The sequence below is a fragment of the Streptomyces sp. NPDC004327 genome (genome assembly GCF_042873935.1).
In the GTDB taxonomy this organism is placed as follows: Bacteria; Actinomycetota; Actinomycetes; order Streptomycetales; family Streptomycetaceae; genus Streptomyces.
On the sequence record NZ_JBIAME010000004.1, the window covers coordinates 37,814 to 51,691 of the forward strand.

Genomic DNA, 13,878 nt, shown 5'->3' on the forward strand with positions numbered 1-13,878 from the left:
CTACTAAGCGGTTGCTCATTCACGGGAGAGTGAGCCGGCCGCCGGGTGCGGACCGCATCAAGGGACGATCCAAGGGCGAGGAGAACAAGCATGTCCACCACCGAGCAGCGGGTAGCCGTCGTCACCGGTGCGGCGCGGGGCATCGGCGCCGCCACCGCGATCCGGCTCGCGGCCGAGGGCCGCGCTGTCGCCGTGCTCGACCTCGACGAGGCGGCCTGCAAGGACACCGTCGAGAAGATCACCGCCGCGGGCGGCCGGGCGCTCGCCGTCGGCTGCGACGTCTCCGACGGCGCCCAGGTGGAGGCCGCGGTCGCGCGGGTCGCCGCCGAGCTCGGCGCGCCGACGATCCTCGTCAACAACGCGGGCGTGCTCCGCGACAACCTGCTCTTCAAGATGTCCGAGTCGGACTGGGACCTCGTCATGAACGTGCACCTCAAGGGCGCGTTCCTGATGGCCAAGGCCTGCCAGAAGCACATGGTGGACGCCGGCTTCGGCCGGATCGTCTCGCTGTCCTCCTCCTCGGCGCTCGGCAACCGCGGCCAGGCCAACTACTCCGCCGTCAAGGCCGGCCTGCAGGGCTTCACCAAGACCCTCGCCAAGGAGCTCGGCAAGTTCGGCGTCACCGCCAACGCCGTCGCCCCCGGCTTCATCGTCACCGAGATGACCGCGCAGACCGCCGAGCGGGTCGGCATGGGCTTCGAGGAGTTCCAGGAGGCCGCCGCCTCCATGATCCCGGTGCAGCGGGTCGGCCGCCCCGAGGACGTCGCGAACGCCATCGCCTTCTTCACGGGCGACGCCGCCGGGTTCGTTTCCGGCCAGGTCATGTACGTGGCCGGCGGCCCGCTCAACTGACGCGCGGCGCGGGAGGAGTCAAGGACATGAGCGAGAAGCAGCTGCCCGAGCTCTCGGGCAAGGTCGCCCTCGTCACCGGCGCCAGCCGGGGCATCGGCTACGGCATCGCCGAGGCCCTGGTCGCCCGCGGTGACCGGGTCTGCATCACCGGACGCGGCGAGGAGGCCCTCAAGGAGGCCGTGGAGCGGCTCGGCGCCGACCGGGTCGTCGCGGTGCCCGGCAAGGCCCACGACGAGGCCCACCAGGCCGCCGCCGTTGAGGCCACCATGGAGGCCTTCGGCCGGGTCGACTTCCTGGTCAACAACGCCGGCACGAACCCGGTCTTCGGGCCGATCGCCGAGCTCGACCTGAACGTCGCCCGCAAGGTCTTCGAGACGAATGTGGTCTCGGCGCTCGGTTTCGCCCAGCAGACCTACCGGGCCTGGCAGAAGGAGCACGGCGGGGCGATCGTCAACATCGCCTCGATCGCCGGCGTCTCCGCGTCGCCGTTCATCGGCGCGTACGGAATGAGCAAGGCGGCGATGATCAACCTGACCCTCCAGCTGGCGCACGAATTCGCGCCACTGGTCCGGGTCAACTCGATCGCCCCGGCCGTCGTGAAGACGAAGTTCGCCGCGGCGCTCTACGAGGGCCGGGAGGCCGAGGCCGCCTCCCGCTACGCGCTGGGCCGGCTCGGCGAGCCGAAGGACATCGGCGGCGCCGCCGCCTTCCTCACCTCGCCCCAGGCGGAGTGGATCACCGGCCAGACGCTGGTCGTGGACGGCGGACTTTTCCTGAACGCCGGTGTCGAGTGACCGGTATCCGGACACTTTCCTGAATTCCTGACCGGTTTGGCCCCGGTTATACGCAGAATGCCTCAAGTGCCCCGCCAGGGTCGGTCATTGACCTGGTGGGGCGCTGCGGTATCGTCTGCCGATCCCAGGCTGAACGAGGAGCGTGCACGTGTTCAACCGGACCAGTCTGCAGGCAACTGCAGCCCTTGCGTCCATATCCGTCCTGTCCGGATGCAGTGTGTTTTCGGACGCTGAATCCACGGCGGAGCAGAGAATCGTCGTGGGGACGACGAGTTCTCCCACCACGCTCGACCCGGCTGCCGCCTGGGACAATTCCTGGGAGCTTTTCCGGAATGTCTTCCAGACGCTCGTGGCATTTCCCACCGGCAGCGCGGCGCCCAAGCCGGACGCCGCCGACTGTCAGTTCAAGCCCGACTCCAACAGCCGGGTCTTCGAGTGCTCGATCCATGACGGGCTGACCTTCTCCAACGGTCACAAGCTGGACGCCAACGCGGTCAAGTACTCGATCGAGCGGATCCGCACCATCAAGGTCGAGGGCGGCCCGAACGGCATGCTCGGCTCGCTCGACAAGATCGACGTCCCGGACCCGAGCACGGTGGTCTTCCGCCTGAACAAGCCCGACGCGACCTTCCCCTTCATCCTCGCCACCCCGGCCATGTCGATCGTCGACCCGGCCGAGTACCCCGCGGACAAGCTCCGCGAGGACGGCAAGCTCACCGGCTCCGGCCCGTACGTCCTCGACTCCTACGAGGAGGGCGCGGAGGCCAAGCTCACCAACAACCCGAGCTACAAGGGCTTCGCCGACCGCAAGAACGGCGGCGTGACCATCCGGTACTTCAAGGAGTCCGAGTCGATGGTCGCCGCGCTGAAGAAGAAGGAGATCGACGCCACCTACCGCGGTCTGACCGCCCCCGAGGTGGTCGAGCTCCAGGCCGACAAGCCGGAGAACAAGGGCCTCCAGCTCGTCGAGTCCACCGGCGCCGACATCCGCTACCTGGTCTTCAACGCCAAGGACGGTGCGGTCGCCAAGCTGCCCGTGCGCAAGGCCATCGCCCAGCTCGTCGACCGCGACGAACTGGTCAGCAAGGTCTACCAGGGCACCGCCGAGCCGCTGTACTCGATGGTCCCCAAGGGCATCGCCGGGCACACCACCAAGTTCTTCGACCGCTTCGGCTCGCCCAGCGTCTCCAAGGCCAAGGCCATCCTGCGCGGCGCCGGCATCACCGAGCCCGTCGAGCTGGACTTCTGGTACACCACGGACCGGTACGGCTCCGCGACCGCCGGCGAGTTCGCCGAGCTGAAGCGGCAGCTGGAGGAGTCCGGCCTGTTCAAGATCACCCTGCACGGCAAGCCGTGGAAGGAGTTCCAGGCTGGCTACCAGCACGGCCAGTACCCGGTCTTCGGCCGCGGCTGGTTCCCCGACTTCCCGGACCCGGACAACTTCATCGCCCCGTTCGTGGGCAAGGAGAACGTCCTCGGCACCCCGTACATCAGCCCGGAGATCACCGACGACCTGCTGCCCAAGTCGCGCCGCGTCAGCGACCGCGGGGCCGTCACGGACGAGTTCAACCAGGCCCAGGAGGTCATGGTCCAGGACGTCCGGCTGCTGCCCCTGTGGCAGGGCAAGCTCTACATCGCCGCGAGCGAGGACATCGGCGGCGGCGAGCGGGCGCTCGACCCGCAGACCGTCATGCAGATGTGGGAGCTCAGCCGCCGCACCAGCTGGTAGAGCGACCGGCGGAGCCCCGCGGCGGGGAGGGAGCGGGCGGCGTTGTCAGTGGGTGCCGGTAGGTTCTCGTTCGGAGTAACAAGAACGCCCACCGGAGGTTGTTGACGTGACCGACACCGACATGCTGCCCGAGTCCTGGCGCGGCGTCCTCGGCGAGGAGCTGGAGAAGCCCTACTTCAAGCAGCTCACCGAGTTCGTCGAGGAGGAGCGGGCCAAGGGGCCGGTCTACCCGCCGCGCGAGGAGGTCTTCGCCGCCCTCGCCGCCACGCCGTTCGACAAGGTGAAGGTCCTGATCCTCGGCCAGGACCCCTACCACGGCGAGGGCCAGGGCCACGGCCTGTGCTTCTCCGTCCGCCCGGGCGTGAAGACCCCGCCCTCGCTGCGCAACATCTACAAGGAGATGCAGGACGAGCTCGGCCACCCCGTCCCCGACAACGGCTATCTGATGCCGTGGGCCGAGCAGGGCGTGCTGCTGCTCAACGCGGTGCTCACGGTCCGCGCCGGCGAGGCCAACTCGCACAAGGGCAAGGGCTGGGAGAAGTTCACCGACGCCGTCATCACGGCCGTCGCGTCCCGCCCCGACCCGGCCGTCTTCGTCCTGTGGGGCAACTACGCGCAGAAGAAGCTGCCGCTCATCGACGAGTCGCGGCACGTCGTGGTGAAGGGCGCCCACCCCTCGCCGCTGTCGGCGAAGAAGTTCTTCGGCTCCAAGCCGTTCACCCAGATCGACGAGGCCGTCGCGGCCCAGGGACACGAGCCGATCGACTGGCGCATCCCCGACCTCGGCTGAGCCTCGCCCGGATCCGGCGCGGCGGCGGTTAGCGTCGGATCCGGCAGTCTCGTACGAGCGTCGCGGAGGCCGTAGTGACCGGGCAGCAGGTGTCGGACGACGCCGTCATGACCAGGATCGGGCAGGCGATGATGCTGCTCCACGGCGGCGACCGGGAGGAGGCCCGCAACCGCTTCGGCGCGATCTGGCAGCAGCTCGGGCCGGACGGCGACCCGCTGCACCGCTGCACGCTCGCCCACTACATGGCCGACGCCCAGGACGACCCGGACACCGAGCTCGCCTGGGACCTGCGGGCGCTGACCGCCGCCGAGGGCCTCGACGAGGACCGGCTCGCCCGGCACGACTCGGCGGCCGCGCTGCGCGCCCTCTACCCCTCGCTCCACCTCAACCTCGCCGCCGACTACGTGAAGCTGGCCCGGCCCGACGCGGCCCGCGTGCACCTGGACCGGGCCCGCGCCGCCTCCGCGTACCTGGACGACGACGGATACGGGAACGGGGTGCGGGCCGCGATCGAGCGCCTTGAGCTGCGGTTGCGGGGGCGGTGAACCCGAGGGGGCCTTCAGCGTCCGTAGGTGTTCCGGCAGGTCCTGGCCTGTGCGCTGTCCGGGCTCCAGCCGCCGTACGCCTGGCCGATGGCGCAGACGTCGGCCCCGGAGCGCGGCACCTGGGGCAGATCGGGCAGCCCGGCGGCCGGCCGGCGGCGGTGCTGGTCCGGTACGTGGTCGGTGCGCGGCCTGGTGGCCTCGTGCCGGTGCCCGGGGGCGGCGCCGGGCGGCTGCCGGGCGGCGGACGAGCGGGCCTCGGGCGCCGGGGGATCGGGCATCGCCGCCTCCAGGGCCTCCCGGGCGGGGCCCTGGACGATCTGGGGCGCGACGTCCTGACCGGCGGGGCCGGGCGAGGCGGCGGGAGCGGGGGCGGGCGCGGGGGCCGCGGGGGACGGCTCGACCGCCACACAGCCGGAGAGGGCGGCCATCGCCAACCCGGCCACGCCGGCGAGCAGCGTCACTGTCGTTCTGGTTCCATGCACCCGCGCAACTCTGCTGGCCGGCGCGGGCCGCGCGAACCCCTACTGGCGGGGAATGCCCCGCATGAGTGATCACCCGGGCGCGGGCTGACCGCGCCCGGGGCCGGCTGGTGGCGTCCGGTGGTGTCCGGGGGCGGGTCTCCGTCAGTCGCCGGTGGCGCCGTCGATGCGCTCGCGGACGAGGTCCGCGTGGCCGTTGTGGCGGGCGTACTCCTCGATCATGTGCAGGTAGATCCAGCGCAGGTTGAAGCTCTCACCGGAGCGGTGCTTCCCCACGCCGAGGTCGTCGAGCCCGCGCTCGGCCGCGTTGGCCCGGGCCTTGGCGATCTCGCCCTGCCAGGCGGCGTACGCCTCCTCCCAGGTGTCCTCGTCGGTGACGTGGAAGTCCCGGTCGTGGTCCTCCACGGTCGAGAAGATCCAGCCGGCCTCCTCGCCCGCCAGGACCTTCCGGAACCAGCCGCGCTCGACCTCGGCCATGTGCCGGACCAGGCCGAGCAGGGTGATATCCGAGGGCGGGGCGGAGGCGGTGCGCAGCTGGGCCTCGTCGAGGCCCGCGCACTTCTGCTCCAGGGTCGCCCGGTGGAAGTCGAGCCACTGTTCCAGGGCCTCGCGCTCACCGGTGAGGGTGCCGGGGTCGACGCGGGGGACGGATTCGATGCGTTCGGCAGTCATGCTCCGCATCCTGACCGACGATCCCGTCCGCGGCCAGTGAATTGACGGCCGCTCAGCCGCCGTGAACGCGGCCGTGGACGCCGTCGTCGCCGCTCCGGCCGCCGCTGCTCCGGCCGTCGCCGGTCCGGCTTTCGCTGTCGTTGCCGCCGTTGTCGTCGCTGTCGCCGCCGAGCATGCCGCGCAGGAGCTCGTCGAAGCCGGTGCGCAGCTCCGCCAGGCTCGGCACGGCCGCCGTGAAGGACCCGGCGGCACAGGAGAACATCAGCCCCTCGCACCAGGCGATGAGCGAGAGCGCGTGCCGCTCGGGCGCCGGGGAGCCCGCCGCGCGCAGCATCGCGACCAGCGGCGTGTGGAAGACGCTGCCCGCCGTGTCGAAGAAGGCGCGCAGTTCGGGGCGGCGGGTGGCCTCCAGGGCGAGCTCGTAGCGGGAGACGAGCAGCGCCCGGTGGTCCGTCAGATAGCGGTGCAGCGCGAGCGCGAGGGCGTCCACCAGGGCCCGGGGCGGGGCGCCGGCGGAGGGCACGGAGGGCAGCTCGTGCGGGGCGAGCACGGCGGCCTCCAGCTGCACCTGGCGGCGTACGGCGGTCTCCAGGAGGGCCTGGCGGGTGCGGGCCTGGTTGGAGGTGGAGCCCTGGGGGAGTCCGGCCCGCTCGTCGACGGCGCGATGGGTGAGCCCGCGCATCCCGCGCTCCACCAGCAAACCGAGGGCGGCGTCGCCGATGCGCTCGGCGCGGGTGAGCGGGGCGCCGAGGGGCGGGTTCGGCGGTGCGTCGGGGGCCGGTGCTGCGGTCATGGGGACAACCTACCGAGCCCGGCCCCCGGTCTGGCCCGCCGACTACAGCTGTAGTAACTTCAAGGAGTCACTACAGCTGTAGTCCGACCTGTGGTCCCGTCCGCGGTGCCACGTGTCGTCCCGCCCGTCGTCCCCGAGGGGGAGTCATGGAACAGCACCGTGCCGTCGTCGTCGGAGCCGGCATCGGCGGCCTCACCGCCGCCCTCGCCCTGCGTGCCCGCGGCTGGCAGGTCACCGTCCTCGAACGCGCCGCCGCCCTCACCCCCGTCGGCGCCGGCATCGCCCTCGCCCCCAACGCGCTGCGCGCCCTCGACGTCCTCGGCCTCGGCGACCGGGTCCGCGCGCTCGCCGCCTGGCAGGGCGACGGAGGCATGCGCCGCCCCGACGGCCGCTGGCTCGTCCGCACCGACGCCGAGGCCGCCGCCGCACGCTTCGGCGGCCCGCTCGTGACCCTCCACCGCGCCACCCTCGTCGACCTGCTGCGCGCCGGACTCCCCGAGGGCGTGATCCGCACCGCGACCGCCGCCGCCCTCGCCGACCCCGGCGACGCCCACCGCCCCGCCCGCCTCACCACTCCCGACGGCGATCTCGCGGCCGAGCTCGTCGTCGGCGCCGACGGCATCCACTCCGCCGTGCGCCGCGCCCTCTTCCCGGCCCACCCCGGCCCCCGCTACGCCGGCTTCACCACCTGGCGGACGGTCATCCCCGCCCCCGCCACGCCCTTCGCCCCGCACGAGACCTGGGGCCGCGGCCGGATCTGGGGCACGCAGCCGCTGGGCGACGGCCGCGTCTACGCGTACGCCGCGGCCACCGCGCCCGCCGGCGCGCACGCCCCCGACGACGAACGCGCCGAGCTGCTGCGCCTGTTCGGCGACTGGCACCACCCCGTGCCCGAGATCCTGGCCGCCGCCGACCCGGCCGGCGTGCTGCGCCACGACGTCCACCACCTCATCGACCCGCTGCCCGCCTTCCACCACGGCCGCACCGCCCTCCTCGGCGACGCCGCCCACGCCATGACCCCGAGCCTCGGGCAGGGCGGCAACCAGGCCGTCGAGGACGCGATCGTGCTCGCCCACCACGCCCGGCCCGGCGCGGCCGTCGACCGCGCGCTCGCCGCCTACACCGCCGAGCGGCTGCCCCGTACCACGGCGATCGTCCGCCGGGCCGCCCGCACCGGCCGCGCCACCATGCTCGCGTCCGTGCCCGCCGTAGCCCTGCGCGACTCCCTCGCCGCCGCCGTCTCCCGCTTCGGCCCCGGCCTCGTCCTGCGCGGCTTCGACGGCATCGCCGACTGGCGCCCCCCGGCCGGCGACGCGCCCGCGCGCGTAAGCTGACCGGCGCGAACGCCCGTACCGCGGACCGGAACACGGCGCGCACCGCGGACGAACGCGAACGCGAACGCGAACGCGACGAACGCGAGCGCGGCCCACGAGTACGCGCCCAGCGAGTACGAACGAGCAGGAACGAGAAGGAGACACCCCGTGAAGGTCGGCTGCATCGGACTCGGCGACATCGCCCAGAAGGCGTACCTGCCCGTCCTGACCACCCTTCCCGGGGTCGAGCTCCACCTCCAGACCCGCACCCCCGCCACCCTCGACCGGGTCGGCGACACCTTCCACGTCCCCGCCGGGCGCCGCCACCGCGACCTCGACGGACTGCTCGCCGCCGGGCTCGACGCGGCCTTCGTGCACGCCCCCACCTCCGCGCACCCCGGGATCGTCACCCGGCTCCTGGAGGCCGGCGTGCCCACCTACGTCGACAAGCCGCTCGCCTACCACTACGCCGAGTCCGAACTGCTCGTGGAACTCGCCGAGAAGCGGGCCGTGGGCCTCGCCGTCGGCTTCAACCGCCGCCTCGCGCCCGGCTACGCCCAGTGCGCCGACCATCCGCGCGAGCTGATCCTGATGCAGAAGAACCGCGTCGGACTGCCCGAGGACCCGCGCACCTTCGTCCTCGACGACTTCATCCACGTCGTCGACACCCTGCGCTTCCTGCTCCCCGGCGAGGCCGACCACATCGACGTACGGGCCCGGATCCGTGACGGCCTGATGCACCACGTCGTGCTCCAGCTCTCCGGCGACGGCTTCACCGCCATCGGCACGATGAACCACATGAGCGGCTCCACCGAGGAGATCCTGGAGGTCTCCGGGCAGGACTCCAAGCGCCAGGTCCTCAACCTCGCCGAGATCGTCGACCACAAGGGCCAGCCGACCGTGCGGCGGCGCGGCGACTGGGTGCCGGTGGCCCGCCAGCGCGGCATCGAGCAGGCGGTGCTCGCCTTCCTCGACGCCGTACGGGAGGGACGGCGGCTCGACGCGCGGGATGCCCTGCTGACCCACGAACTGTGCGAGCGCGTGGTCACCGAGGCTCTCGCCCAGGCTTCCTGAGCCCGGCCCTGCGGGACCCGGCCTTGCGGAGCCCGACCTCCTGAGCCCCGCCCTCCGGAGCCCCTACGCCCCGCGCCGTCGCCGGCCGAACTCCACCGCGCCGGCGGCGATCAGCACCAGGACCGCCGCGTACACCGGCCACGCGCCGAAGCGGTCGTACAGCGTCCGGGTGTGCGACAGCGGCAGCTCGTAGACGGCGGACGCGCTCGCGTGGGTGCCGAGCACCGGCCCGGTGCGCCGGCCGTCCGGGCCGTACGCGGCGCTGACGCCGGTCAGCGTCGCCTGCACCATCGGCCGGCCCGTCTCCGCCGCCCGCAGCGCGCCGAGCGAGGCGTGCTGTGCCGGCGCCCAGCTGTCCTGGAAGGTCGACGTCGAGGACTGCGCGACGATCACGGCCGCGCCGTTGTCGGCGAGCCGCCGGCTCATGTCGGGGAAGGCCGTCTCGAAGCAGATCAGCGGCCCGATCCCGAGGCCCGGCGCGGTGCTGCCCGGGGCGCTCGGCAGCGTCATCACCACCGGCGCCGTGCCGCGCCGCCGGTCCTCGGCCGCCGCCTTGCCGACCGAGGTCGCCCAGCCGAGCAGCGGCCGCATCGGGATGTACTCGCCGAACGGCACCAGGCGCATCTTGTCGTAGCGCTCGCCCGTCGGCCCGTCGGGCCCGACCAGGATCGCGCTCTTGTAGATCCCGGGCCGGTCGGAGCGGCGCGCGTCCACGTTGACCAGGATCGGCGCGCCGACCCGCCGGGAGAGCGCGGTCACCCGGGCCGACAGGTCCGGCCGGGTCCGCAGATCCGCGCCGACGCTGCTCTCGCCCCACACCACCAGGTCGAGCCGCCGCCCCGCGAGCGCCCGGGTCAGCGCCTCGCCCCGGGCGAACCGCAGGCCCGCGCCCCCGGCCCCGGCCGCGTCGTACACGCCCGGCTGGACCACCGCGATCCGCACCGTGCCGGACGTCCGCGGCGCCGGGACGCCCCACCAGACCAGGCCCAGGAGCAGGGCGGAGCCGGTGACACCGGCGACGCCGGTACGGCGTACGGGCGCGGGCGCGACGAAGAGCAGCGCGACCGCCGTGTTCACCGCCACCACCAGCAGGCTCACCAGCCACACCCCGCCGACCGACGCGAGCCGCAGCGCGGCCGGCACCTGCCACTGGCTCGCCCCGAGCAGCCCCCAGGGCCCGCCGAGGCCCTGCCAGGAACGGACCAGCTCGATCATCAGCCAGCCGGACGGGACGACGAGCAGCGCGGCGGCGGCCCGTGCCGGGGACGGCTGGCCGCCGAGCATCGCCCGCACGAGCCGCCCCCACGGCAGCCACAGCAGTGCCATGAGCGCGGCGATCACGAGCAGGAACACGTGCAGGCTCGGCAGCAGCCAGTGGTGCACCGCGAGCATGAAGCCGAGTCCGCCCGACCAGCCGTCCAGACCGGCGCGGCGCGCGCTCGGAGCCGTACGGACCAGGAGCAGCCAGGGGACCAGGGCGACGTACGCGAACCACCACAGCGCCGGGGCGGGGAAGGCGAGCGCGGGCAGCGCGCCGCACACCAGCGCGAGCGCGGAGCGCCGCACGCCGGACCACCGCCCGCCGCCGCTTTCACCGGCCGCGGCCGTGGTTTCGGTGTGCGCGCCGACGACCATGCCCCGCCTCCAGGAGTCGCCTCCAGTGTGCGCGCGTAGGGGCGCGCGGGCAGACCCGGACGCGCCGTAACCGCGGGACGTGACAAAACGGGATGCTTTGGACGCGTCAGAGGAGTCGGACGTGCTGGAAGGGACGTACGCACGGGATGGGCCGGACGCACCGGTGTGACCCGACGCGTCGGAAGAGTCGTATGCGCCGGACGGGTGGGAAGAGTCGTACGCGCCGGAGCCCTCGGGAGAGACGGAAGAGTCGTACGCGTCGTACGCGTCGTACGCGTCGTACGCGTCGTACGCGTCGTACGTGCCGGACGGGTCGGGTGGCCGGGAGGGTCCGGGCGGCCCGGTCACATCCGGCGCCACTTCTCCTCGACGACCACCGAGCGCAGCCTCCAGCCGGCGTCCGTGCGCCGCAGCGCGAAGGCGTACCGCCCGCCGCACACGAAGTCCGCGCCCGACTCGAAGCGCATCGGGTTCACGTAGTCGGCGCGCACGGCGGCCGTGTCGCCCGGGTAGCCGCCGAGGTCCTCGATGCGGACCCGGCGGTTCACGATGAGGTGCTGGCGCACGGGGAAGAGCCGCATCGTCTCGGCGAGCCAGTCGGCCACCTCGGCGGCCGGGCCCTCGATCCCGCCCGAGCCGCGGTAGTCGGCCCGCCCGTCCGGGGTGAAGAGGGCCCGGTACGCGGTCCAGTCGGAGTCGTCCACGGCCATCGCGTAGCCGGTGACCAGGTCGTCGACGGCGAGCCGGTCCATCACGGTCGCGAGATCCACGCGCTGCGTCATCGGCTCAGTGTCGGGCCTGGCGCGCGCGGGGCCAAGGCCCGTGCGGCGGGGGATTCCCGCCGATTCCCCGGGGGCCGGCGCGTCAGCCGGCGGACTCGCCCGCGGTGGCGCTGAGGACGTCGGCGCCGACCAGGACGAAGAGCAGGACACCGAGGACGATCCGGTAGATCACGAAAGGCATGAAGGACTTCGTGGTGATGAACTTCATGAACCAGGCGATCACCGCGTAGCCGACGCCGAAGGCGATGACCGTGGCGAAGATGGTCGGGCCCCAGGAGACGCCGCCGCCCTCGGCCGCGTCCTTGAGCTCCATCCCGCCGGAGGCGAGCACGGCCGGGATGGCGAGCAGGAAGGAGTAGCGGGCGGCGGACTCACGGGTGTAGCCCATGAGCAGACCGCCGGAGATGGTGGCACCGGACCGGGAGACGCCGGGGATCAGGGCCATTGCCTGGCAGACGCCGAAGATCAGGCCGTCCCGCACGCCGAGGTCCTGGAGCGACTTGCGCTCGCGCGCGGCCCGGTGCCGGCCGCCCACTTCGTCGCGGGCCGCGAGCCGGTCGGCGATGCCGAGGACGATGCCCATGACGATCAGCGTGGTGGCGGTGAGCCGCAGGTCGCGGAAGGGGCCCTCGATCTGGTCCTTGAGCGTGACGCCGAGGACGCCGATCGGGATCGAGCCGACGATGACGAGCCAGCCCATCTGGGCGTCGTGGTCGTGGCGCAGCGTCTTGTCGAAGAGCGAACGGAACCAGGTGGAGATGATCCGCGCGATGTCCTTGCGGAAGTAGATGAGAACCGCGGTCTCGGTGCCTATCTGGGTGATGGCCGTGAACGCGGCTCCGGGGTCCTCCCAGCCGGCGAACGCGGCGGTGAGCCGCAGATGCGCGCTGGAGGAGATGGGAAGGAACTCCGTCAGCCCCTGGACGAGTCCGAGGATGAATGATTCGAACCAACTCATGGGGCCAGGGCCGTCCCGAATGTACGTGTGCGGTCATATGGTCGGTGCGCAGCGTACCGTCCCGAGATGACAAGATCGTTCCGGGGTCACATGCGGAGCCAGTCCTCGCGGGACCGGCGGTGCGCCGAGCGCAGCTTGCGCAGCCCGGTCAGGGCCGGGGCGGCGGCCGCGAGGGCGAAGAGCACCAGCGCGAAGACGAGGTGGGCCGTCGTCCGGCCCTGGGCGAGGGTGTAGATCCCGCCGCCCACGGTTCCCACGGCCAGACCGAGCGCAGGCGGCCAGCGGTCGGCGACCAGACCCATGACCGTCACCGCGAACGTCGGGAGCAGCAGGACGACGCAGGTGATGCCGGGCGCCCAGCGGATCTCGAAGGACTCGGAAACGCAGCCGCCGCGCGCTCCGCGCACGCAGTCGTCCGGGAAGTCGACGGTGAAGGGGTTGATCCAGAAGTTCACGACCGCCCACGCCATCCCGAGCGTGACGACCGCGCCGAGCACGATCCACCACGGCTGCCGCCAGGTGTCCTCGATGTCCCGCCCCTCGCCCGCCGCGTCGCCCAGCCCGCTCATGCCGCCTCCCCCGCGTGTGAACCGGAGGCGACTATACGGCCGCCGTCCGGCCGTCATACAGCCGCTATGCGGCCGCGTGCTCGCGCTCCGGAGCCGCCTGCGCCTCCGCGGAGGCCGGTCCGCGCAGGTGGTGCCGCTTGCGCCAGCCGACCACCGCCGCGGCCGCCGCCGACAGCACGATGAAGCCGGTCGAGATCAGGAACGCGGGCGAGGTGGGGGAGGTGGCCTCGCTGCCCGCGACCACGTACGCGATCGTGTTCGGCACGGAGCCGAGGCCGGTGGCCAGCAGGAAGGGGAGGTACCGCATCCGGGAGATCGCGGCCCCGTAGTTGGCCACCGCGAACGGCATCCCCGGGAACAGCCGGATCGCCAGCATCGAACGGAAACCGTGCCGGCTCAGCTGGCCGTCCGCCGCCTTCAGCCAGCGGCCGCGCACGTACGGACGGAGCGCGTCCTGCCCGAGCGCGCGGCCCAGCGCGAAGGAGAGGCCCGCGCCGAGGACCGTCCCGGCGAGCGCCGCCGTGAAGCCGGCCGCCGTGCCGAAGAGGGCGCCCGCCGCCAGGTTCAGGATCGGCCGCGGCACCAGGGCCGCCGTGCACACCCCGTACGCGAGCCCGAAGACGACCACCGCGCCGGCGCCGCCGAGCTGCGGCGGCCAGCCCGCCGAGAGCAGCCGCTGCGGCTCGAACAGCAGCACCGAGACCCCCGCGGAGAGGAGGATCACGGCCAGGTAGGTCAGCCGGGCCTTGGGCGACAGAAGCACCCGGGGAGCGTAACCGACACGACGATGTGATCGCCGTAACGAGCGCGGCGGGCAGGGCTTTCAGCGGGCAGGGCTTTCAGGGGCCAGGCTTTCAGCGGGCAGGGCTTTCAGTGGCCAGGGCTTTCAGCGG

At 72.9% G+C, this 13,878-nt stretch carries 15 protein-coding genes; 7 read left to right on the forward strand and 8 right to left on the reverse strand.

Annotation, left to right across the window (positions count from 1 at the left end; all coding sequences use genetic code 11):
- Positions 1-90: 90 nt before the first annotated feature.
- The 5 genes from fabG (at position 91) to ACFYU9_RS14465 (ending at position 4,710) form a co-directional block, all read left to right on the forward strand.
- Entirely contained in the window at positions 91-852 is a 762-nt protein-coding gene (gene fabG, locus ACFYU9_RS14445; protein WP_389217120.1) for a 3-oxoacyl-ACP reductase FabG, read from the forward strand.
- A gap of 26 nt (positions 853-878) precedes the next feature.
- Positions 879-1,646 carry an SDR family oxidoreductase gene (locus tag ACFYU9_RS14450; RefSeq protein WP_389344816.1) on the forward strand — a complete coding sequence of 256 codons (768 nt, stop codon included), beginning with the start codon at positions 879-881 and terminating at the stop codon, positions 1,644-1,646.
- A gap of 148 nt (positions 1,647-1,794) precedes the next feature.
- Positions 1,795-3,375 carry an ABC transporter substrate-binding protein gene (locus tag ACFYU9_RS14455; protein WP_389217126.1) on the forward strand — a complete coding sequence of 527 codons (1,581 nt, stop codon included), beginning with the start codon at positions 1,795-1,797 and terminating at the stop codon, positions 3,373-3,375.
- A 106-nt stretch (positions 3,376-3,481) separates the two neighbouring features.
- The gene (locus tag ACFYU9_RS14460) at positions 3,482-4,165 is read left to right on the forward strand and encodes a uracil-DNA glycosylase (protein ID WP_389217129.1); all 684 of its coding nucleotides are present in this window, start codon (positions 3,482-3,484) and stop codon (positions 4,163-4,165) included.
- Positions 4,166-4,272: 107 nt separating this feature from the next.
- Positions 4,273-4,710, forward strand: a complete 438-nt coding sequence (locus ACFYU9_RS14465) for a hypothetical protein (protein ID WP_389217722.1) — start codon at positions 4,273-4,275, stop codon at positions 4,708-4,710.
- A 14-nt stretch (positions 4,711-4,724) separates the two neighbouring features.
- On the opposite strand, the gene ACFYU9_RS14470 is transcribed toward ACFYU9_RS14465, so the two are convergent.
- The 3 genes from ACFYU9_RS14470 to ACFYU9_RS14480 form a co-directional block, all read right to left on the reverse strand.
- On the reverse strand, positions 4,725-5,192 hold the full coding sequence (locus ACFYU9_RS14470; protein WP_389217132.1) for a hypothetical protein: 468 nt from the start codon (positions 5,190-5,192) through the stop codon (positions 4,725-4,727).
- A gap of 141 nt (positions 5,193-5,333) precedes the next feature.
- The gene (locus ACFYU9_RS14475; protein ID WP_389344818.1) at positions 5,334-5,861 is read right to left on the reverse strand and encodes a DinB family protein; all 528 of its coding nucleotides are present in this window, start codon (positions 5,859-5,861) and stop codon (positions 5,334-5,336) included.
- A 52-nt stretch (positions 5,862-5,913) separates the two neighbouring features.
- Entirely contained in the window at positions 5,914-6,654 is a 741-nt protein-coding gene (locus ACFYU9_RS14480; RefSeq protein ID WP_389344820.1) for a TetR/AcrR family transcriptional regulator, read from the reverse strand.
- Between the two features lie 146 nt (positions 6,655-6,800).
- Between ACFYU9_RS14480 and ACFYU9_RS14485 the strand changes: the two genes are divergently transcribed.
- Positions 6,801-7,988 carry an FAD-dependent monooxygenase gene (locus ACFYU9_RS14485; protein WP_389344822.1) on the forward strand — a complete coding sequence of 396 codons (1,188 nt, stop codon included), beginning with the start codon at positions 6,801-6,803 and terminating at the stop codon, positions 7,986-7,988.
- A 147-nt stretch (positions 7,989-8,135) separates the two neighbouring features.
- Positions 8,136-9,041 (forward strand): Gfo/Idh/MocA family protein, encoded by a 906-nt coding sequence (locus tag ACFYU9_RS14490; protein ID WP_389217144.1) that lies wholly within the window; start codon positions 8,136-8,138, stop codon positions 9,039-9,041.
- Between the two features lie 63 nt (positions 9,042-9,104).
- On the opposite strand, the gene lnt is transcribed toward ACFYU9_RS14490, so the two are convergent.
- The 5 genes from lnt to ACFYU9_RS14515 form a co-directional block, all read right to left on the reverse strand.
- Positions 9,105-10,676: an apolipoprotein N-acyltransferase gene (lnt, locus tag ACFYU9_RS14495; protein WP_389344824.1), complete on the reverse strand. Its 1,572-nt coding sequence runs from the start codon at positions 10,674-10,676 to the stop codon at positions 9,105-9,107.
- A 344-nt stretch (positions 10,677-11,020) separates the two neighbouring features.
- Positions 11,021-11,458: a nuclear transport factor 2 family protein gene (locus ACFYU9_RS14500; RefSeq protein ID WP_389217150.1), complete on the reverse strand. Its 438-nt coding sequence runs from the start codon at positions 11,456-11,458 to the stop codon at positions 11,021-11,023.
- An 82-nt stretch (positions 11,459-11,540) separates the two neighbouring features.
- On the reverse strand, positions 11,541-12,416 hold the full coding sequence (locus ACFYU9_RS14505; RefSeq protein ID WP_389217152.1) for an undecaprenyl-diphosphate phosphatase: 876 nt from the start codon (positions 12,414-12,416) through the stop codon (positions 11,541-11,543).
- Between the two features lie 86 nt (positions 12,417-12,502).
- Positions 12,503-12,985 carry a hypothetical protein gene (locus ACFYU9_RS14510; RefSeq protein ID WP_389217155.1) on the reverse strand — a complete coding sequence of 161 codons (483 nt, stop codon included), beginning with the start codon at positions 12,983-12,985 and terminating at the stop codon, positions 12,503-12,505.
- Positions 12,986-13,049: 64 nt separating this feature from the next.
- Complete coding sequence (locus ACFYU9_RS14515) at positions 13,050-13,748, reverse strand: TVP38/TMEM64 family protein (protein WP_389217158.1); 699 nt, start codon at positions 13,746-13,748, stop codon at positions 13,050-13,052.
- Between the last annotated feature and the right edge of the window lie 130 nt (positions 13,749-13,878).

What these genes read in the sequence shown, in the direction of transcription:
- fabG (WP_389217120.1), top strand. Translation starts at nt 91, where the DNA reads ATGTCCACCACCGAGCAGCGGGTAGCCGTCGTCACCGGTGCGGCGCGG.
- ACFYU9_RS14450 (WP_389344816.1), top strand. Translation starts at nt 879, where the DNA reads ATGAGCGAGAAGCAGCTGCCCGAGCTCTCGGGCAAGGTCGCCCTCGTC.
- ACFYU9_RS14465 (WP_389217722.1), top strand. Translation starts at nt 4,273, where the DNA reads ATGACCAGGATCGGGCAGGCGATGATGCTGCTCCACGGCGGCGACCGG.
- ACFYU9_RS14475 (WP_389344818.1), bottom strand. Translation starts at nt 5,861, where the DNA reads ATGACTGCCGAACGCATCGAATCCGTCCCCCGCGTCGACCCCGGCACC.
- ACFYU9_RS14480 (WP_389344820.1), bottom strand. Translation starts at nt 6,654, where the DNA reads ATGACCGCAGCACCGGCCCCCGACGCACCGCCGAACCCGCCCCTCGGC.
- ACFYU9_RS14485 (WP_389344822.1), top strand. Translation starts at nt 6,801, where the DNA reads ATGGAACAGCACCGTGCCGTCGTCGTCGGAGCCGGCATCGGCGGCCTC.
- lnt (WP_389344824.1), bottom strand. Translation starts at nt 10,676, where the DNA reads ATGGTCGTCGGCGCGCACACCGAAACCACGGCCGCGGCCGGTGAAAGC.
- ACFYU9_RS14500 (WP_389217150.1), bottom strand. Translation starts at nt 11,458, where the DNA reads ATGACGCAGCGCGTGGATCTCGCGACCGTGATGGACCGGCTCGCCGTC.
- ACFYU9_RS14505 (WP_389217152.1), bottom strand. Translation starts at nt 12,416, where the DNA reads ATGAGTTGGTTCGAATCATTCATCCTCGGACTCGTCCAGGGGCTGACG.
- ACFYU9_RS14510 (WP_389217155.1), bottom strand. Translation starts at nt 12,985, where the DNA reads ATGAGCGGGCTGGGCGACGCGGCGGGCGAGGGGCGGGACATCGAGGAC.